Here is a 17,530-nt window from a genome sequence, read left to right on the forward strand (position 1 = left end):
CCCCCGGCAGCCCCTCGAATGAAGCCGTGATGGTGCCGTCCGGATTGGTCTCCAGATCGACCGGGTAAGCGTAAAGCATCCTCATACCTCCAGATCGGTTTCGGTCAGTCCGAGATCCTTGATGATCTTGCGGAATGTCCCGGTGGCAATGTCACCGCGATGGTTCGACACCACGGTCGGCCTGCCGTTCAGCCGTACCACGATGTGCGACCCCTTTCCCTTACGTTCGGTCATGTCCCAGCCATTCTTGTTGGCAAGGCGGCGGAGACGGGCGAGGAGGTCAGCGGCTTTCATGTCCACAATATCGCGCACATATGCGCGAGTGTCAAATGAAATCGGTCATAAATGAACGAGAAAAACCACCCGCTTGCAAACCTGCGTAAACTCGGCTGCCGTCCGGCTGCACACCGGCCCGGGCAGCCGCACCTTTCCGCCATGCGTGGCTTCATGGCCCGGCAGGCCCCGGCAAGGCTGGACCGCAGCCATATCGACCCGCACCCGGCCATGCTGGGCAATGACCAGATCGGGGACTGTACAAGTGCGGGCATCGGCAACCACCTGCACGCCACGGCGGCGCTGGCCGGTTCCGATGTGGCGGGGATCACCACGGATGCGGCGGTACGGTTCTACAGCCTCTCCACCGGCTACGTGCCGGGCAACCCGGCCACGGATAATGGCGGCATCGAGGTGGACGTGCTGGGATACGCACAGCGTGAGGGCTACGCTCTGACCACACAGACGCTGTTCCCCCTGTGGGGCAGCGCCGACCCGGCCGACCTGAATGGGGTGCGCAACATCGCGGCTGGCCTGTCCGCCGCCTATCTGGGCGTGCAGCTGGCGGATGCGGATATGTGGCAGGACCAGGACGGCAACCTGCCGCCGGTGTGGGATACGGACAGTCCCGCAGCCCATGGCGACCCCACGCCGGGCAGCGCGGGCGGGCACTGCCTGCTGCTGTGGGATTATACCGGCACGGCGGATACCGACCTCGTGACGCTGCTGACATGGGGCACGAAGCAGAAGGCCACGTGGCGATGGGTGCGCTCGCGCATCATGGAGGCGCACGGCCTGGCATGGCGGCAGCTCCTGCCCGCAGGGATGCTGTCACCCTCGGGGCAGGACTGGGAGGCACTGGTGGCCGCGAATGATGCCTATCTGGATGGCGCAGCATGAGCGGCCCCCATGGGGCTGACCGGGTGGTGTTCGTCCTCGCCAGCCTGTTCGGCATGGCCGGGTGCGCGCTCCAGCCCGGACCGGTGCACACCACCATCCCGCAGGCCATGGCCTCCATCCAGAGCAGCCTCGCGCAGGCCGGGGTGGTTTCGGTCTCGCATGCCGGTGACTGGACGGCCGCGCAGCAGGCCCGGTTTGCGCAGGCGGTGCGCGCGGCCCAGTGCGGGCAGCACACGCCCGACCCCGTGGTTGGCACGATTGCGGGGGATGTGACGCTGCAACTGTCCGGCGGCTTCACGCAGGGCGGGCAGTTCAGCGTGGGAACGATCACCACAGCACCGACCTTCGGGATCGAGGGTGACGCCAGCCGCACGCGCGGGCAGACGGTCAGCCTGCCGGTGGCCTACGCCCCGCTGTCATCCCTGCCGGATGTGGAGATGTCACGGCAGCTTGGTTACGAAACGGAGATGCTGTCTCAGAACGATGACACCCGGCACACCGAAGCAGCCCGACTGACTGCTGATCGGGATGAGTTGGAAAAAAGGGTTCGCAGCCTGCTTGATAGCTGGAGCATAAGCGAGTGCATCGACCACATACCGGTCAAGCCATTCGCGGGCATCCACAGACGATCCAGATAGAAGCGAATCGCAAGAATCCGCTCTGGTCCACTGGACCAGAATCACATATTCGAATCGCAGCGATTTTTAATTTATTGGGCAACAATATAACGGAAAACTACCATTTTTGCGGGAGTGCCCTGTTTTGGTAAGGGAGAGGTCGACAGTTCAATCCTGTCCAGCAGCACCATGATTTCCCCCGATATTTCCATATTCCCGGTTTACCTGCCATATGCGCGGGTCAATCATGCATATCCGCCCGTGGGGCCTGTGCATGTCCGGCCCTGCCATGCCCCCGCGCTATGGGGGCGGAAAAGCTGGTGGAACCCCGGTATGTCCTAAAAGCGGTTTCACGCCTGCTTTCCCACGCGCTACGTGGGGGCCGTGCGGGAAAACGCCCATAATGCAACGCCCGTCAAAACCGGACAGGACATGCCCACATGGATGGCCCATGGGGTTGCCTGTATTTTCTGGAGTTACGGATGCGTATTCTTGTTACTGGCACGGCGGGATTCATCGGCTATCACGTCGCCCGCCGCCTGCTGCGCGACGGGCACGCCGTAACGGGCATTGATGGCATGACAGCCTATTACGACGTGGCGCTCAAGCGCAGGCGACACGCCATGCTACGCGAATCCGCCGGGTTTACCTGCCATGAATTCCTGCTGGAAGACGCACAGGCACTTGCGGATGTCTTTACCGGATGCGAACCGGAACTGGTGATCCACCTGGCGGCACAGGCAGGCGTGCGCTACAGCATGGAAAATCCGCAGGCCTATATCAACGCCAACATCATCGGCACCTGCAACGTGCTGGAACAGGCCCGCGCGCACCCGCCCCGGCATCTCATGCTTGCCTCCACGTCCTCGGTCTATGGGGCAAACCGGAGCGTGCCGTTTGCCGAATCCCAGCGCTGCGACCATCCGCTCAGCCTCTATGCCGCAACCAAGAAGGCGACCGAGGATCTGGCCCACTCCTATTCCCACCTGTGGAACCTGCCCATTACCATATGCCGCTTCTTCACGGTTTATGGCCCGTGGGGGCGCCCGGACATGGCGCTGTTCCGGTTTACGGCCAATACGCTCCAGGGCAGGCCGATCGACGTTTACAATAACGGCGATATGGCGCGTGATTTTACTTATATTGATGATGTGGTTGAGGCGGTCCGCCGTCTCTCCACCACGCCGCCACGGGGGCCGGGGGAGAGTGACGCCGGCGCAAGCCCGGTCGCGCCGTGCCGGGTCGTCAATATTGGCAGCGGCAGGCCGGTCAGCCTGCTGGCGTTCATCGAATCCATTGAAAAGGCATTGGGCACGCCGTGCATCCGCAACGACCTGCCCATGCAGCCCGGTGACATGCCACGCACATGGGCAGACTGTTCCGCCCTGCGTGCCCTGACCGGCTTTACGCCTGACACCTCCGTGCAGGCGGGGGTGGAGGCGTTCGTTGCGTGGTACAGGACCTGTTACGCCACCACTGTGGCCAGCCCGGCCGCGCAGTAGCGAAAAGCCTCAGCCCCGCGCCGCGTTATCCAGCCCAAGCGCCGCCATATCGGCTGGCGGGGCGGCCAGCATGCAGGCAACGCCGGTTGTGCTGTCCACGACCATGCGGATATCCACCGGACCTTCCGCGCCGAACAGGTCCGATGTCACGCCATAGGCCGGGCGCAGCGGTTCATCCTGACCGGCCTCATGCCGGGCGATCTCGGTCATGATGCGGGCCAGCGCGCGCTCAAGCCCCTCCATCACGCGGGAGGGGGCAAGGCGGGGACGGTCCGGCGCGCCTTCACCCGTGCAATGCAGTTCCAGCAGTCGCGCCCAGGACGCTGCCGGAATGAACATGGGCATACGCGTGCCGTCATTATGGCGCTCGGCATGCATGATGCGGCGCGTATTGGCCAGGCCGATCACGTCAATGCGCGGCAGGTCATCGCCAATACGGGCGTCAATGGTGCGGGGGGTCTCAGCCATGGGGCATTGTCCGGTCAAATTTCTGCGGAAGTTTCAGGATATCCTGTGCCGACAGCGCGGGAGAAATGAAGAAGCCCTGTATCCGCTCCGGCGCCATGTCCATGACCAGATCAAACTGCTCACGGGTCTCGACCCCTTCCACCGTTACTTCCATGCCCAGCCCCTGCCCCATCTCAATCAGGCTGGACAGGACCATGCACGCACCGGGGCTGCCTACGATGTTCTCCACAATGGACTGGTCGATCTTGATCTGGGAAAAGGGCAGTTCGCGCAGGTGGCTCAGGACGGTCATGCCCTTGCCGAAATTATCCAGCGCGATCCTGAACCCGCCCTGCGCAAGGTCGCGCAGGTGCCGCAGGCCCTGATCCGCCCGGCGGCCATGCAGCATGGCTTCGGTCACTTCCAGCACGAAACTGTCCGGTGACATGCCAAAGCGTTTCAGCGCGTCTTCCAGTTCGCGGCGATAGTCATCCCGCACCAGATCCATCCGTGACAGGTTGATGGCAAGCTGGCGTGGCGGCAGGCCGTGATCCTTCCAGATGGTGGCGTCACGCTGGAAGGATTCGATCATGCACGGGCCCATGGCCTGCGCCAGCCCGGCATCGGTAAACACGTCGGAAAAATCTTCCGCCGCAAGCAGCCCGCGCTGGGGGTGGTGCCAGCGCAGCAGGGCCTCGATCTGGTCAATCTGCAGGGTGCGGCAGTTCAGGACGGGCTGGTAATATACCTCGAACTGGTTGCGCTCGACACCACAGCGCGCCTCGCTCAAAATCGTCACACGGGCCTGCGCGCGCTCACGCAGGGCCTTCGTGAACATCTGGGACTGCTTGCCCCCTGCGCGCTTGGCGGCGTACATCGCCATGTCGGCGTTTTTCTGCACGTCCTCCATCGTATCAGTGCCGTCCAGCAGCACGGCCCCGATGCTGCCCGCGACACTTACGGTAACCGTCTCGATATCTATGGGGCGCTCCAGAATGGCCTGAAGGCGGTCCATGTACCGATCAAGCGGCATGTCCTCAAGCGTGCGGTGCAGAATTACCGCGAACTCATCACCCCCCAGCCTGCTGACCGGATCATCGGGGTGGGTCAGTTCGATCAGGCGCGAGGCAATGGCGCGCAGCACCGTGTCGCCCGCGTGGTGGCCATGCACGTCGTTGATCTGCTTGAAGCCGTCCAGGTCAAACATGAGCAGCGCGGGCTGGACCGTGCCCGGTTCGCGGCAGCGCGCGATCTCGTCCGCCAGCGCGGTGTTGAACCCGCCACGGTTGAGCAGGCCGGTCAGCGTATCCGTTTCCGCCAGTTCACACAGGCGGTCGCGGGTGTTCATGAGTTCGGTAATCTCGAAACGGCTGGCGACATAGCCCTGAATCTGGCCGTTTTTATCAATTTTTGGGATGATGGTGGTCGCGACCCAGTACAGCGTGCCGTCCTTGGCGCGGTTGCAGATATTGCCCTGCCACAGTTCGCCGGTCGTGATCGTGCGGTACATGTCACGGAAGAAATTCGCGTCATGATACCCGGAATTGACGATACGATGGGTGGAACCGATCAGTTCCTCACGCGAATACTGGCTGATTTCACAAAAGCGGTCATTTACATACGTAATTACGCCCCTGCTGTCGGTAATGGCGACAATCAGGATATTATCTACCAGATCCGCCCAGAAATCCGCATCCTGACGTGTCAGTGCCCGCAGCCGGTCATCGTGTTGCAATGCCATTTTCCCGTCTGGAAATCATAATAGATAATATGGAATACTTCATTAAAATCAACTCGGCATTCAGCCTGTTACACGCGTACTATCTGCCTGCGCGTGGTCCTGTTTTTGGTTATGACTGTACACCCGCTCCCGCCGGGCCCTGCTTACCTGCCGCGGGGGTAATAAACGAGCCACGCTCCTGACCAGTCCGGAACCAATTTTCCAGTTCGGCCGGGGGCAGTGGTTTGGCAAAAAGGTAACCCTGCATAACATCGCAATGCAATTTTTCCAAAAGACGATGCTGCTGTACCGTCTCCACCCCTTCGGTCACGACCGTCAGCCCCAGCCTGCTGCCAATCCCGATCACCGCCATGGTCACGGCCTGGGCGTTGGCGTCATGCTCGAAATCATTGATGAAGCTGCGGTCGATCTTGATCTCGCTCAGCGGCAGGCGTGTCAGCCGCGAAAGTGAGGAATAGCCCGTGCCGAAATCATCCATCGACAGGCCGACCTCAAGCTTGCGGATGGCATGCAGCACGTCTTCCGTATCCCCGCTGCCATCCATCATGACGCTTTCGGTAATTTCCACCGTCAGGCGGTCAGGCGTCAGGTTATGGTGCGCCAGCAGGTTGGCGATGAATTCAGGCAGCGCGCGGTTGCGGAAATGCACAGCCGACAGGTTGACCGAAACAGTCGGCACATGCATGCCCGCCTTGTCCCATTTGACCATCTGCTGGCACGCTTCCTGCAGGGACCACCGGCCGATCGCCTCGATCTGGCCGGTTTCCTCCGCCACCGCGATGAAGCGCGAGGGATAGATGTTGCCCAGCTTGGGGTGATGCCACCGTGACAGGGCCTCCACCCCGTACAGGCCGCCGGTCATGGTTTCCACCTGCGGCTGGTAATGCAGGTTGAGCAGGCCCTTGGCCAGCGCATCCCGCAATGCCGAGCCGAGCATGAGCCGCTCCTGCGCCACCTGGTTCTTTTCATGCCCGGCAAAGCGATAGACGCCGCGCCCGTCTTCCTTGGCCTGATGGGCCGCCACGTCGGCCAGGCTCAGCAGGGTCTCGCTGTCCGGCCCGTTCTCGGGGAAGGTGCATATCCCCACGCAGCAGGAGATGCTGAGCGTGTTTTCACCCACCTGCAGCGGCTTGCCGATGGCGTTGATCAGCTTTTCGGCAAACTGTTCGGCTTTTTCGTGCGTACAGTCGGGAATGACGATGATGAATTCATCCCCGCCCGAGCGGCTGACGATGCAGTCATCATGCACCTGCGAGCGGATGCGCCGCCCGATCTCGATCAGGAAACGGTCGGCATTTACATGGCCAAGCGCGTCATTGATGTCACGGAAGCGGTCGATATCGACCATGAACAGCGAAAACCGGCTGTCGCCACCGCGCATGATCAGCCGGTCGATGATGTTGTGCAGCGAGGTCCGGTTGAGCAGCCCGGTCAGGCGGTCAAAATTGGAGAGCTTGGCGATATGCAGCCGTGTCTCGTTCTGCTCGATCGCCAGGGCGCAGAACGGCACGCATGTCGAGACCACGCGTTCGGGCCATTCCCGCGCCGTATCACCGCCGCGCATGTAAACGGCGAAAATGCCCATCACCTGCCCCGTGCGCGAGATGATGGGGGAGGAACAGCACCGCTCCAGCCCCAGCGAACGGGCGACGGACTGGTAGCTGGACCACACGACCGCATTGGTGGCCGCCGGGTCCTGCCCCAGTGCGGCAAGCTGTTCGTCCGTAATGACAATGCTGTCCAGCGCGGTGCGGAAGCGCGTGGGCATGCCGGGCGACGCCAGTACCTGAAGGTGGCGCGCACGGTCGATCAGGATCAGGGCCGCCATGGCATCGGGCACGAAGCGGTCCACCCGGCGGCACAGCAGGTCGCCCACTTCCCTGATCGTCTGGTCGGATGCCAGGGCCTGGAGCACGTCGTTCTGGAGGATGAGGATCTTGCGCTGGCGGCTCTGTTCCGTCACATCCTTCATGACGGCGATGTAGTAGATCTTGCTGGTGTCAGTCAGTTGCACGCGCGAGATCGAGAGCTCACCGGTTACATGCTCGCCATTGGCGCGCTGGAACTCCACCTCACGCGATGTACCAACAATCCGGCCGATTCCCGTGGCGCGGTTACGGTCAATGAACTCGTTATGCTGGACGCGGTCGGGCACGGGTACGAGACAGTCCACATTCTGCCCCATGACTTCCTCACGCGACAGGCCCCATATCTTCTCGGCCGCCGGGTTGAAGAAGATGATGCAGTTATGCTCATCAATCACAACCATGGGATCAATCGCCTGCTCCATGGCGGAAAGCAGGACATCGGCGCTAATCTTCGGCTGATCCACCGTAAACTCCAGACATCGGCGCGACTGCTGCACCACTGAGACTACCCTATCCTGACTCGTGCAGGCCCGCAGCCCATACCATGCCAGTCCCGATTGCGTCAGTCCCGTCATGGGCCAGCAACAAAGCGTCACACGCATGGTTGCCCTGTGCCGGGGCCGTGCGTGCGGTGGGCGTGAAGCGGCGCGATACGCCCGTTCGCCCTGCCATGCTCACAGTCTGCTCAGCCCCGCCAGCGTTCGAGATCCTGTGGTAACATGCCAGCCAGCGGGCGGCAGGCGTAAGCACTTTCGCTTTCGGGCTGGGGTATGTTCTGGCGCAGTTCGGCAGCCCCGGCCGAGACCGCGCGCCACGCCGCCTGTGCCAGCGCCTTGCGGCTGGGGAAGTCCGCCGGGTCCAGCGGCGGGTGCAGCAGCACGGTTGCCCGCATCGACCGCCATTTGAGCAGCTGCCACACATGCGGGCCCAGCTCCATATCCCCATACCATGCGAAGACCGGACGCCGCGCACGGTTGACCGGCACGCCCTCAAGCTGGTCATACACGACCGAAACCGGCTGGATCAGCGGGATCATGCCAGGCTTTGCCGCAATCAGGGCGGCCTCGCTGGGGGCTTCGGCCGGTTCCTTGCCCGGCGGCAGGCGTGGCGGCTTGGCTATGGCGAAAAAGGCCGAAAGGAAGGGCAGGACACGCGACCCGTCCGATGATGTCCCTTCGGGGAACAGGATCAGGTTGTCACCTTCCACCATGAGCCGGTGCAGCATCTCGTCACGTTCACGGCCCGTGGTGCTGCGCTGGCGGCTGACGAATATGGTCCGCCCGATGCGCGAGACCAGCCCCATGATGGGCCAGCCCTCAATATCGCCCTTGGCCACGAAATTGGAGGGCAGCACCGTGCCCAGCACCGGCACGTCAAGCCATGTGGAATGGTTGGAGACGTAAATGACCGGCCGCTCGCCACGCTGGCGCGCGCGCCGCCCGCCCACGCCGCCCGCTCTGCGGCCCACCACGCGGATACGCAGCGAAAGCAGCAGGCACAGCCCGCCCCAGACCATGCGCGTCCAACGTATCTTGGCCGTGCCGGGAAATAGCAGCAGCACCGCCTCGAACCCGACGGACAGCGGCACCCATACGGTAATGGCCGCAAGCCGCCCCACGCATCGGGCGGTGCGGGCATATTCACGCACCCGCCCCGAAGGGGCCACGGACATGGCGGCAATGGCCCGCGCGGCGTCCGACCCGGCTTCCGGCGCGATCACCCGCCGCGACGCACGCCGCGCGGACAGGGAGGTTACAGGTGACGGGGAACGACGCCGGATGAAGCGGCGGATAAAATCGGCGATCATGCGCCTATCCATAGCCCGCCATCATGGCGCACGACAATATACGCGAAACCGACAGCGGCCTGACGTGTCATGCGCGCAACGCCCGCAACATCGCGCAAGGCCCCGCCTGTAACGATCCGCACGCACCGTGCACGATGTCCGTACAGCCACGCGGCCACACCTGTCATTACTTGCGCCCCTGCGTGCCCTGACTGCTGGACCATGCGGAAATAGCGGTCCATGCTAGGGTCTGGCTTTCAGGAGTTTGTTTCATGTCCCGATGCAGCCGTCACGGCAGGGCCGCCGCCGTAACGACCGCCTTCATCATCCTTGCCACCCTCCCGCCCGCGCCGGTGCGGGCGGCGGATGGTGTGCTGAATGTGCTGACATGGTGCGATCATGAAGACCCCGAACTGCTCACCCCCTTCGAGCAGGCCAACAGCGTGCGCATCCACTTCAAGGACATTGACAGCACTGCCGCCGCCCGCGCCATCCTGCGCCAGTCACAGGCAGGGGACTGGGACGTGCTCATCATGGACGAGACCGATACCGCAGCCCTCGCCGCTGACGGGCTGCTGATGCCGCTGGACCCGGCAGCGTTCCCCACGGCGGAAGTGCCCGCCACGATCGGTGACCCGGCAATGGGGTCCTACCGGGGGGAACTGTATTCCGTGCCGGAAAAATACGACTACAACGCCGTGGCCTTCAACCGGGCGCGGGTTGACGCGGCGGACATGGACGACATCAACGCCATCTGGCAGCCGCGCTACCGTGGCCGCATCGCGATATATGACAGCTACCTGCCCGTGCTTTCCTATGTCGCGCTGTCCCTCGGGCGTGATCCCGCGCATCTGGATGATGCCGACCTGCCTGCCCTGCGCACCCGGCTGGCGGCCCTGCGCGCCAGCGCCGCCATTGTGGATGACATGCCCGGCGTGCAGCAGGCGCTGGCTGACGGGCAGGTGGATATTGTGGTGGGCGGTGGCGCATGGACCACCGCGGGCGTGGACGAGGACGGCACGGTCGCAACACCCGCCAGCCCGTCATCAGCGCCGCCGTCGGCACATCCCGACCTGACCTTTACCGTGCCCCGGCAGGGCGGCATGCGCTGGCAGCATGGGGTTTCGGTGCTTGCGACATCGCAGCGCAAGGCGCTTGCCCTTGCCTTCGCGCAGTACCTGCGCACACCGGCGGCGCAGGCGCGGCTTGCCACGTCCTCATGTTACTGGGGCATGCCGGCCAGTCCCCTCGCCCCGCTCGATCCCGCCGCGAAGACGGCCCTGCACTGGGATGACCAGCCCGCCTACATCGCGGCCAGCCATCCCTATCCCGTCATAGACCATGCGATGGACGGCAAGCTGCGCGCGCTGTGGGATGATGTAATGAAACAGGGCGCGCCCGTGGCACCGCCCACCCCCGCGCAGGAGGGCGGCGGCGATACGGCTCAGCCGTAATGCGGGCCGGGCTGGCGGGCCAGCGCACGCTCGGCCAGCAGGCCGAAGATCAGCCCCAGGCTGCCCCACAGCACAAGCTGCATGCCCAGCGCGGCCTCACGGAAGCGCCACAGCACGACGGCGGGGAAATTGTCCGGCACTTCACTGATATCCGGCAGCGCCCATTGCAGCAGGCCGACCAGCACCACGAAAATGGCCCCGCCACATAACGTGGCATTCCAGTTCCCCAGCCGTGCCGCCAGAGCGCGCCCGGCCAGCACCGCCAGCGTCAGCGCGCACAGTGAGAACACCACCATCTCGAAATACGCCGCAGTGCGGATGCCGATCGTCTCGGGCTGGCCCACGGCGGGCGGATTGGCGGGGTATTTGAGGTCAGGCACCATGACCACCGCCAGAAAACCCGCCCCCGCCAGCAGCATGGCCAGCATACGCGGTGAAAAACGGCCGATCCGGCCATAGGCGGTTGCGAAAACGAGCGAAAACAGGCCCCCATAGGCCGCGCCGTACATGACCGCGGCGGTCAGCAGGCCAAGGGAGGCCTGCACCCCACGGCTGACCAGTTCCGGCTCCGGCGACTCACCGGAGGCCGCATCCATGGCGGCCTCGACGGCAATGGCGAGATTGACCTGCGGTTCCCCGAACACCCGGGCGAACACGAAAGCAAGGCAGGCCGCGAGGATACCGGCCAGCATGCCGCGCAGCAGAAGGCGACCGGCCATTAGCGGGCACCCCCGCATGGGGCTACGGAAAGGATAATCATGGAAATCGGGTCTCCTGTCGGGAAAGCGCGTCCCGCAACGGAATTGGCCTTATCCACCTGAGGGGTCTGACTTCCGCATGCGCGCATGCGGTGCACAGTGGCGCGACCGTGCCGGACTCTCACCGGCTTCCCTCACATGGATGACGAAGGCGGCAGTCAATACCGCGCCTGCCACCAAGTCAATGCCGCCCCCGCCCTTACGGCGTGGTGGCGGACGGGGTGGTAGTGGCAGGGGTGGAGGCAGGAAGAGAAACCGGGCTGGCCCGGCCCTGCGCCGCGCGCCACTGGCGCAGCGCATCAAGCGTGTGGGTGACATGGCCATCGGGCGATAGCGCGCTGTAGGCGTAGATGACCCGCCCATCGGGGGCGATCACGTAGGAGGTGCGGTTGGCGCGGTTGAGCAGCGGCAGGCGGCTGTCATACATGCGCGCGATCCGGCCCTGCGGATCGGTGGCGACAGGAAAGCGACCATGCCCCTCGCTTACGGAAAAACGGTCCAGCGTGGGCATGTCATCGGTCGAGACGCCAATCACCGTAGCCCCCAGCGCCGTGTACTGGTCCATGGCGCTGGCGAAGTCATGCGCCTCCATGGTGCAGCCACGGGTAAAGGCAGCAGGGTAGAAATACAGCACGACCGGCCCCTTGCGCAGGGCATCGGCCAGGTGGAAGCTGAACTCGCTGCCATTGCGCGTGGCCTGCGCATCGAACATCGGGGCCTGGCTGCCAACCGGCAGGGCCGCACGCGCGGGCGAGAAGCAGACAAACCCGGCAAAGGCCATCACCCCCACCAGCGGCAGGCACAGTCCCGGCAGGCACCAGCGTGAACGCCTGTAAAAATACCGCATGCTTCCCCTCACCCCGCAGACAGGGTTACCAACTTCATGTGGTGGGTGGCAGGATCTGGCACCCTCCGCCGCCCAGCCGCTGGCAGACTTTCTGCGCAGCCTCGTGCGACAGGCCGGTCAGCCTTGCACGATAGACATGACCATGATGCGATGCAACGCTTGCGACCTGCGTTCGTACCCCGCTTACGGAAACTTTTGCCCGGGCCTGTCCTGCGGCCTGTTCCGCCTGCCCGGCCGAACCGAAGGCTCCCACCTGCACCGACCAGTCATGCCCGCCCGCCATGCTGATCACACCCGGCTGCCCGGCGGCCGGGGCCATGGGGGCGATGCCGCTCCGCTCACGCGCGCTCCATGCTGCGCGCACGGCCGCCGCCTGCGGGGAAAGGGCCAGCGTTTCGGTTGGCGGGGTATGCTGGGCCGAGGCCAGAAGCTTCCGCCCCCGGCTGCGTCCCTGCTGCTGCGCCTGTGCGCGGGCAAGGGCGCGCGCCTCGATCAGCATATCGGCCTGTGAGCGGTTGGCCGGGGTGACGCCGGCGATCCGTGGCCCGATGGAGGCGACGTAATCGCGCGTTTCCTTAGGCAGGGTGTGATAGCGGTCCAGAAAGTCATCCAGCCGCCCCGGCCCGCTGTTATAGGCGGCCAGAAAGCCGGGCGAGCCGTAAATATCGTACATTTCGCGGATATAGGCCGTGCCCGCGACGATGTTGTCATGTGGTTCGAACGCATCGGGACCGAGATTGTAGCGTGCGCGCATCTCGTCATAAGTGGGCGGCATGAGCTGCATGAGCCCCATGGCGCCGGGCAGCGAGGTCACGAACTGGCCGTTACGATAGAGCTGGCCGCCCGATTCGCGCTGCATGACCTGACGTATCCAGATGGCGGGCACGTCGAACCGCTGGGAGGCTTCGGTAATATAGGGACCCCACGGGTCCTCGGGCGGGCCGGGGGGGGTATAGCTGGCATGGGCGCGGGCACGGTAGGAATCGGCTTCGTGCAGCATCTGCTCGTCGCTCATCTGCCGTGGCCCGCCCTGGGCGCAGGCCGCCAGCAGGCCAACCAGCCCGAGCGCCAGCCATTGCAGGAAACGGCGGCTGGTGGGTGGCCTGGCCGTGTCGCCACCTATGTCAGATACCGCCCCTGCGCGCGCTGCCGCCATCTATTGTCGTGATCCCGCTCATGCCCCTGTCATCCATGCCGGATGGACCCGCATGGCCCACCCCGGGGGCAAAGGCCACGCACCATAACAGCGTGGCTCCGGCTTGTGCAATCCCGATGCGGACACCATGCGGAAATGGCGTTCCACGCCGTGGCGGGCGCTATTCCTCCACATAGGTGGCGGGGTCGCCCCCGGTGCGGTGGCCCGGCGCGTCCAGCGTGGCGAGGTCGCGCATGTCCTCATCCGTAAGCTGGAAGCTGAAGGCCTGCAGGTTGGCGCGCATGCGCTCGGGGTGGGCGCTTTTGGGAATGGGCACGGCGCCGGTCTGCACCACCCAGCGCAGCATGACCTGCGCGGGTGATTTGCCATGCCGCTCCGCCACGCGGCGCAGGGTCGGGTTTTCCAGTATCTGGCCCCGGCCCAGCGGGCTCCAGGCTTCGGTCAGGATGTCATGGCGGGCGTGGAAGGCGCGCTGCTCGGTTTGTGCGAAATCGACATGCATCTCGATCTGGTTGACGGCCGGGACCACGCCGGTCTCGTCAATCAGGCGCGTGATGTGCTCGGGCAGGAAGTTGGATACACCGATGGAGCGCGCCCGCCCCTGGTTGCGCAGCTCGATCAGGGCCTTCCAGCTTTCCACATACAGGTCCTTGCCGGGCAGCGGCCAGTGGATGAGGTAGAGGTCCACGTAGCTCATCTTCAGCAGTTGCAGGCTGCGGTCGAACGCGCGCAGCGTGCTGTCATAGCCCTGATCCGCGCCCCGCAGCTTGGTGGTGACGAAAATGTCCTCACGCCCGACATCATAGCTGACCAGCCCCGTGCCGACCCCGCTTTCATTGCCATAGCGCGATGCCGTGTCGAACAGCCGATACCCCACATCAAGCGCCTCGCGCACCGCGCTTTCGGCCTGCGGGTTGTCCATCGGGTAGGTGCCGAAGCCGATGGCGGGAATCCTGTAGCCGTCATTGAGGGGAAGCAGGGGGATGGTTGTCATGGTCGTTCCTTCGCCAGATGCGCCCGGCCGCGTGATGCCCTACATTGGAAGGGAGGACACTGGCGCGCTGGCCGGGACGGGACGTGATCGCCTGTACCCAGCCTAACGACACATGGCCGCATCCGGTTTATGCGCAGTTTTCAGGACTGGACTGCATATGGTTCATTGTCACCGCTCAGAAAGGACATCCATGACCGATCCATCCCCCACGCCCACCGCCGACCTGCACCACCAGATCCTGACGCTGGATACGCATGTCGATATTCCATGGCCCGACCGTGACGACTTCGCCACCGGCGCGCCATCACGGCGGGTGGACCTGCCGCGCATGCGCGCAGGCGGCATGGGGGCGGCGTGCCTCGTGGCCTATGTGGGCCAGGGCGGGTGCGATGCGGCGGGGCACATGGCGGCCTCCAGCCGGGCGCAGGCCATGCTGCGCGTGATCGGGGGGCTGGACCGGATCGCGGGGGTGCAGGTGTGCGACAGCGCCGGGGCCGTGCGCGCGGCCCATGCGGCGGGCGACATCGTCATCATCCCGGCGGTGGAGAACGGCTATGCGATCGGCGAAGACCTTTCGCTAATCGCCACGTTCCGCGATCTCGGCGCGCGTTACATGACGCTGACGCATAACGGGCATAACCGGCTGGCCGATTCGGCACGCCCCATGCTGCATCTGGGCGACCCGGACAGCATGCATGGCGGCCTTTCGGCGCTGGGGCGCGCTGCGGTGGCGGAGATGAACCGCGTGGGCATGCTGGTCGATATTTCCCACACGTCGCGCGATACGATGATGCAGGCGCTGGAACTGTCACGCGCGCCGGTCTTTGCCAGCCATTCGTGCGTGCGCAGCCTGTGCGACCACCCGCGCAACCTTGATGATGGTCAGCTTGACGCCCTGAAGGCCTGCGGGGGCGTGATCCACATCACCGCCATGGACGCCTTCCTGCGCCCGCGTGACGTGCGCGAGGTGCGCGCGGTCACGGTGGCGGATTTCGTGGACCATATTGATTACGCCGTGCAGCGAATCGGCATCGAGCATGTGGGCATCTCGTCCGATTTCGATGGCGGCGGCGGCATACGCGGCTGGGCCAACGCCGCGGAATCGGGCAACCTGACGGCGGAACTGCTGCGCCGGGGCTACGATCGCGCCCAGATCGCCGCACTGTGGGGGGAGAATTTCCTCCGCCTGATGCAACAGGCCGAGGACGTGGCCAGCGCGATGGCGTAACCACCTGTTTCCGCCTGCTCTGGATCACTTGCCCGCGACCGGCTATATCCTTTGCCGGATTGATGAACATGGGACAAGAAATGACCACCAGCACCGACTATAAAGTCAAGGATCTCTCTCTGGCCGAGTGGGGACGCAAGGAAATCTCCATCGCGGAAGGCGAAATGCCGGGTCTCATGGCGCTGCGCGCGGAGTATGGTGAGTCCAAGCCGCTGAAGGGCGCGCGCATTGCGGGCTGCCTGCACATGACGATCCAGACCGCGGTCCTGATCGAGACCCTGACGGCGCTGGGGGCCACGGTCCGCTGGTCTTCGTGCAACATCTTCTCGACGCAGGACCAGGCTGCCGCCGCCATCGCCGCGACGGGCGTGCCGGTCTTCGCATGGAAGGGCCTGACCGAGGACGAGTTCAACTGGTGCATCGAGCAGACGGTCCGCGGGCCGGATGGCTGGACGCCCAACATGATCCTGGATGATGGCGGCGACCTGACCATCCTCATGCATGACAAGTACCCCGACCTGCTCGAAGAGGTGCGCGGCATCTCCGAAGAGACGACAACGGGTGTCCACCGCCTGTGGGAAATGGCCAAGAAGGGCCTGCTGCGCGTTCCGGCCATCAACGTGAACGACAGCGTGACCAAGTCGAAGTTCGACAACCTGTACGGCTGCCGTGAAAGCCTGGTGGACGCCATCCGCCGTGGCACCGACGTGATGATGGCGGGCAAGGTTGCCGTGGTTGCCGGTTACGGTGACGTGGGCAAGGGTTCCGCCGCATCCCTGCGCAACGCGGGCTGCCGCGTGCTGGTGACGGAAGTCGACCCCATCTGCGCGCTGCAGGCCGCGATGGAAGGCTACGAGGTCGTGACCATGGAAGAAGCCGCCCCGCGCGGCGATATCTTCGTGACCGCCACGGGCAATGTGGACATCATCACGCTCGACCACATGCGCGAGATGAAGCACCGCGCCATCGTGTGCAACATCGGTCACTTCGATTCCGAAATTCAGATCGGTGCCCTGCGCAACTTCAAGTGGGACAACATCAAGCCGCAGGTCGATGAGGTCGTCTTCCCCGATGGCAAGCGCCTGATCGTCCTGTCCGAAGGCCGCCTGGTGAACCTGGGCAACGCGACGGGCCACCCGTCCTTCGTCATGTCCGCGTCGTTCACCAACCAGACGCTGGCCCAGATCGAACTGTGGACCGCACCGGAAAACAAGTACGAGAACAAGGTCTACACCCTGCCGAAGCACCTTGATGAAAAGGTCGCGGCACTGCATCTGGCCAAGGTGGGGGCCCACCTGTCCAAGATGACGCAGAAGCAGGCCGACTACATTGACGTGCCGGTGAACGGTCCGTTCAAGAACGACCTGTACCGTTACTAAGACCCCGCCAGAAGCCCCTGATACGCGTAACCGGCCCGGCATTCCGCCGGGCCGGAGCCTATGTTGGAGAACGAGACCATGAGCATCTTTGGTTCAATCATGTCCAAGATCTTCGCGTACACGGGCCTTGGCCATGCCGCCGCCACAACACCGGCGGCGGCCCCGGCAGCCACGGCCACGCCCGCCACGCCTGCGGCCACCCCTGCCCCGTCCCCCGCGCAGCCGGTGGATGTGGATGCAGTCCTGAGCGCAATGGCCGCGAAGAACCCGGAAAAGCTGAACTGGCAGACATCCATCGTTGACCTGCTCAAGCTTCTGGGGCTGGACAGCTCCCTGACCGCGCGCAAGGAACTGGCGGCCGAACTGCATTATGACGGGGATACGAACGATTCCGCGTCCATGAACATCTGGCTGCACGCACAGGTCATGCACAAACTGGCGCAGAACGGCGGCAAGGTTTCCCCCGACCTGCTGAAATAGTACCGGGCGGGATTGTTGCCGGGCGGGCGGACAGGTGGGTGGCCAGCGGCCACGCCACACCTGCCCGCCCGTTTCGTATGGCCCCGGACAGAACCGACAC

18 protein-coding genes and 1 riboswitch are annotated in these 17,530 nt (G+C 64.3%); of the genes, 7 read left to right on the plus strand and 11 right to left on the minus strand.

Translation table 11 applies throughout. The features are described 5' to 3' along the window. Positions 1-81 precede the first annotated feature (81 nt). The gene (locus DY926_RS03385) at positions 82-294 is read right to left on the minus strand and encodes a type II toxin-antitoxin system HicA family toxin (protein ID WP_116702111.1); all 213 of its coding nucleotides are present in this window, start codon (positions 292-294) and stop codon (positions 82-84) included. Between the two features lie 141 nt (positions 295-435). On the opposite strand from DY926_RS03385, the gene DY926_RS03390 reads away from it, so the two are divergent. The 3 genes from DY926_RS03390 to DY926_RS03400 all read left to right on the plus strand — a co-directional run bounded on the left by DY926_RS03390 (position 436) and on the right by DY926_RS03400 (position 3,292). Further along, entirely contained in the window at positions 436-1,173 is a 738-nt protein-coding gene (locus DY926_RS03390; protein ID WP_408886029.1) for a hypothetical protein, read from the plus strand. Further along, entirely contained in the window at positions 1,170-1,811 is a 642-nt protein-coding gene (locus tag DY926_RS03395) for a hypothetical protein (protein ID WP_116702082.1), read from the plus strand. The genes DY926_RS03390 and DY926_RS03395 overlap by 4 nt, the downstream gene beginning before the upstream one ends. 461 nt (positions 1,812-2,272) lie before the next feature. After that, positions 2,273-3,292: an NAD-dependent epimerase/dehydratase family protein gene (locus DY926_RS03400; protein ID WP_116702112.1), complete on the plus strand. Its 1,020-nt coding sequence runs from the start codon at positions 2,273-2,275 to the stop codon at positions 3,290-3,292. Between the two features lie 9 nt (positions 3,293-3,301). On the opposite strand, the gene DY926_RS03405 is transcribed toward DY926_RS03400, so the two are convergent. The 6 genes from DY926_RS03405 to DY926_RS17215 form a co-directional block, all read right to left on the minus strand. Further along, positions 3,302-3,760: a hypothetical protein gene (locus DY926_RS03405; protein ID WP_116702083.1), complete on the minus strand. Its 459-nt coding sequence runs from the start codon at positions 3,758-3,760 to the stop codon at positions 3,302-3,304. Continuing rightward, positions 3,753-5,480, minus strand: coding sequence for a putative bifunctional diguanylate cyclase/phosphodiesterase (locus tag DY926_RS03410; protein ID WP_116702084.1), 1,728 nt, complete (start codon positions 5,478-5,480; stop codon positions 3,753-3,755). Before DY926_RS03410 ends, DY926_RS03405 begins: the two co-directional genes overlap by 8 nt. Before the next feature lie 109 nt (positions 5,481-5,589). Then, positions 5,590-7,770, minus strand: a complete 2,181-nt coding sequence (locus tag DY926_RS03415; protein ID WP_241503037.1) for an EAL domain-containing protein — start codon at positions 7,768-7,770, stop codon at positions 5,590-5,592. An 88-nt stretch (positions 7,771-7,858) separates the two neighbouring features. Beyond that, positions 7,859-8,020 carry a hypothetical protein gene (locus DY926_RS17475; protein ID WP_186336065.1) on the minus strand — a complete coding sequence of 54 codons (162 nt, stop codon included), beginning with the start codon at positions 8,018-8,020 and terminating at the stop codon, positions 7,859-7,861. 13 nt (positions 8,021-8,033) lie between these two features. Beyond that, a complete protein-coding gene (locus DY926_RS03420) occupies positions 8,034-9,155 on the minus strand; it encodes a lysophospholipid acyltransferase family protein (RefSeq protein WP_241503030.1) in 1,122 nt (373 codons plus the stop codon). Then, entirely contained in the window at positions 9,152-9,322 is a 171-nt protein-coding gene (locus DY926_RS17215) for a hypothetical protein (protein WP_158551912.1), read from the minus strand. Before DY926_RS17215 ends, DY926_RS03420 begins: the two co-directional genes overlap by 4 nt. Before the next feature lie 84 nt (positions 9,323-9,406). Between DY926_RS17215 and DY926_RS03425 the strand changes: the two genes are divergently transcribed. Continuing rightward, entirely contained in the window at positions 9,407-10,588 is a 1,182-nt protein-coding gene (locus DY926_RS03425) for an extracellular solute-binding protein (RefSeq protein ID WP_116702087.1), read from the plus strand. Here the strand turns inward: DY926_RS03425 and DY926_RS03430 are convergent. The 4 genes from DY926_RS03430 to DY926_RS03445 form a co-directional block, all read right to left on the minus strand. After that, on the minus strand, positions 10,579-11,307 hold the full coding sequence (locus DY926_RS03430; RefSeq protein ID WP_116702088.1) for a CbtA family protein: 729 nt from the start codon (positions 11,305-11,307) through the stop codon (positions 10,579-10,581). The two genes, DY926_RS03425 and DY926_RS03430, sit on opposite strands and share 10 nt — an antisense overlap. Before the next feature lie 28 nt (positions 11,308-11,335). Next, positions 11,336-11,535: riboswitch (cobalamin riboswitch) on the minus strand. A 10-nt stretch (positions 11,536-11,545) separates the two neighbouring features. Then, entirely contained in the window at positions 11,546-12,193 is a 648-nt protein-coding gene (locus tag DY926_RS03435) for a peroxiredoxin (protein WP_116702089.1), read from the minus strand. A gap of 34 nt (positions 12,194-12,227) precedes the next feature. Next, positions 12,228-13,349, minus strand: a complete 1,122-nt coding sequence (locus tag DY926_RS03440) for a lytic transglycosylase domain-containing protein (protein WP_116702090.1) — start codon at positions 13,347-13,349, stop codon at positions 12,228-12,230. Between the two features lie 160 nt (positions 13,350-13,509). Then, a complete protein-coding gene (locus DY926_RS03445) occupies positions 13,510-14,343 on the minus strand; it encodes an aldo/keto reductase (RefSeq protein WP_116702091.1) in 834 nt (277 codons plus the stop codon). Positions 14,344-14,533: 190 nt separating this feature from the next. Here DY926_RS03445 and DY926_RS03450 point away from each other — a divergent pair, with 190 nt between their 5' ends. The 3 genes from DY926_RS03450 (at position 14,534) to DY926_RS03460 (ending at position 17,430) form a co-directional block, all read left to right on the plus strand. After that, the gene (locus DY926_RS03450; RefSeq protein WP_116702092.1) at positions 14,534-15,571 is read left to right on the plus strand and encodes a dipeptidase; all 1,038 of its coding nucleotides are present in this window, start codon (positions 14,534-14,536) and stop codon (positions 15,569-15,571) included. Between the two features lie 80 nt (positions 15,572-15,651). Next, positions 15,652-16,950 (plus strand): adenosylhomocysteinase, encoded by a 1,299-nt coding sequence (gene ahcY, locus DY926_RS03455; protein WP_116702093.1) that lies wholly within the window; start codon positions 15,652-15,654, stop codon positions 16,948-16,950. 78 nt (positions 16,951-17,028) lie between these two features. Then, entirely contained in the window at positions 17,029-17,430 is a 402-nt protein-coding gene (locus tag DY926_RS03460; protein ID WP_116702113.1) for a DUF3597 domain-containing protein, read from the plus strand. Positions 17,431-17,530: the final 100 nt, after the last annotated feature.

The sequence above is a fragment of the Komagataeibacter melaceti genome (assembly GCF_003403295.1).
Classification (GTDB): domain Bacteria; phylum Pseudomonadota; class Alphaproteobacteria; order Acetobacterales; family Acetobacteraceae; genus Komagataeibacter; species Komagataeibacter melaceti.

Coding starts and splice junctions, on each gene's coding strand:
- DY926_RS03385 (WP_116702111.1), bottom strand. CDS start 294: ATGAAAGCCGCTGACCTCCTCGCCCGTCTCCGCCGCCTTGCCAACAAG.
- DY926_RS03390 (WP_408886029.1), top strand. CDS start 436: ATGCGTGGCTTCATGGCCCGGCAGGCCCCGGCAAGGCTGGACCGCAGC.
- DY926_RS03395 (WP_116702082.1), top strand. CDS start 1,170: ATGAGCGGCCCCCATGGGGCTGACCGGGTGGTGTTCGTCCTCGCCAGC.
- DY926_RS03400 (WP_116702112.1), top strand. CDS start 2,273: ATGCGTATTCTTGTTACTGGCACGGCGGGATTCATCGGCTATCACGTC.
- DY926_RS03405 (WP_116702083.1), bottom strand. CDS start 3,760: ATGGCTGAGACCCCCCGCACCATTGACGCCCGTATTGGCGATGACCTG.
- DY926_RS03410 (WP_116702084.1), bottom strand. CDS start 5,480: ATGGCATTGCAACACGATGACCGGCTGCGGGCACTGACACGTCAGGAT.
- DY926_RS03415 (WP_241503037.1), bottom strand. CDS start 7,770: ATGGAGCAGGCGATTGATCCCATGGTTGTGATTGATGAGCATAACTGC.
- DY926_RS17475 (WP_186336065.1), bottom strand. CDS start 8,020: ATGGCAGGGCGAACGGGCGTATCGCGCCGCTTCACGCCCACCGCACGC.
- DY926_RS03420 (WP_241503030.1), bottom strand. CDS start 9,155: ATGATCGCCGATTTTATCCGCCGCTTCATCCGGCGTCGTTCCCCGTCA.
- DY926_RS17215 (WP_158551912.1), bottom strand. CDS start 9,322: ATGACAGGTGTGGCCGCGTGGCTGTACGGACATCGTGCACGGTGCGTG.
- DY926_RS03425 (WP_116702087.1), top strand. CDS start 9,407: ATGTCCCGATGCAGCCGTCACGGCAGGGCCGCCGCCGTAACGACCGCC.
- DY926_RS03430 (WP_116702088.1), bottom strand. CDS start 11,307: ATGGCCGGTCGCCTTCTGCTGCGCGGCATGCTGGCCGGTATCCTCGCG.
- DY926_RS03435 (WP_116702089.1), bottom strand. CDS start 12,193: ATGCGGTATTTTTACAGGCGTTCACGCTGGTGCCTGCCGGGACTGTGC.
- DY926_RS03440 (WP_116702090.1), bottom strand. CDS start 13,349: ATGGCGGCAGCGCGCGCAGGGGCGGTATCTGACATAGGTGGCGACACG.
- DY926_RS03445 (WP_116702091.1), bottom strand. CDS start 14,343: ATGACAACCATCCCCCTGCTTCCCCTCAATGACGGCTACAGGATTCCC.
- DY926_RS03450 (WP_116702092.1), top strand. CDS start 14,534: ATGACCGATCCATCCCCCACGCCCACCGCCGACCTGCACCACCAGATC.
- ahcY (WP_116702093.1), top strand. CDS start 15,652: ATGACCACCAGCACCGACTATAAAGTCAAGGATCTCTCTCTGGCCGAG.
- DY926_RS03460 (WP_116702113.1), top strand. CDS start 17,029: ATGAGCATCTTTGGTTCAATCATGTCCAAGATCTTCGCGTACACGGGC.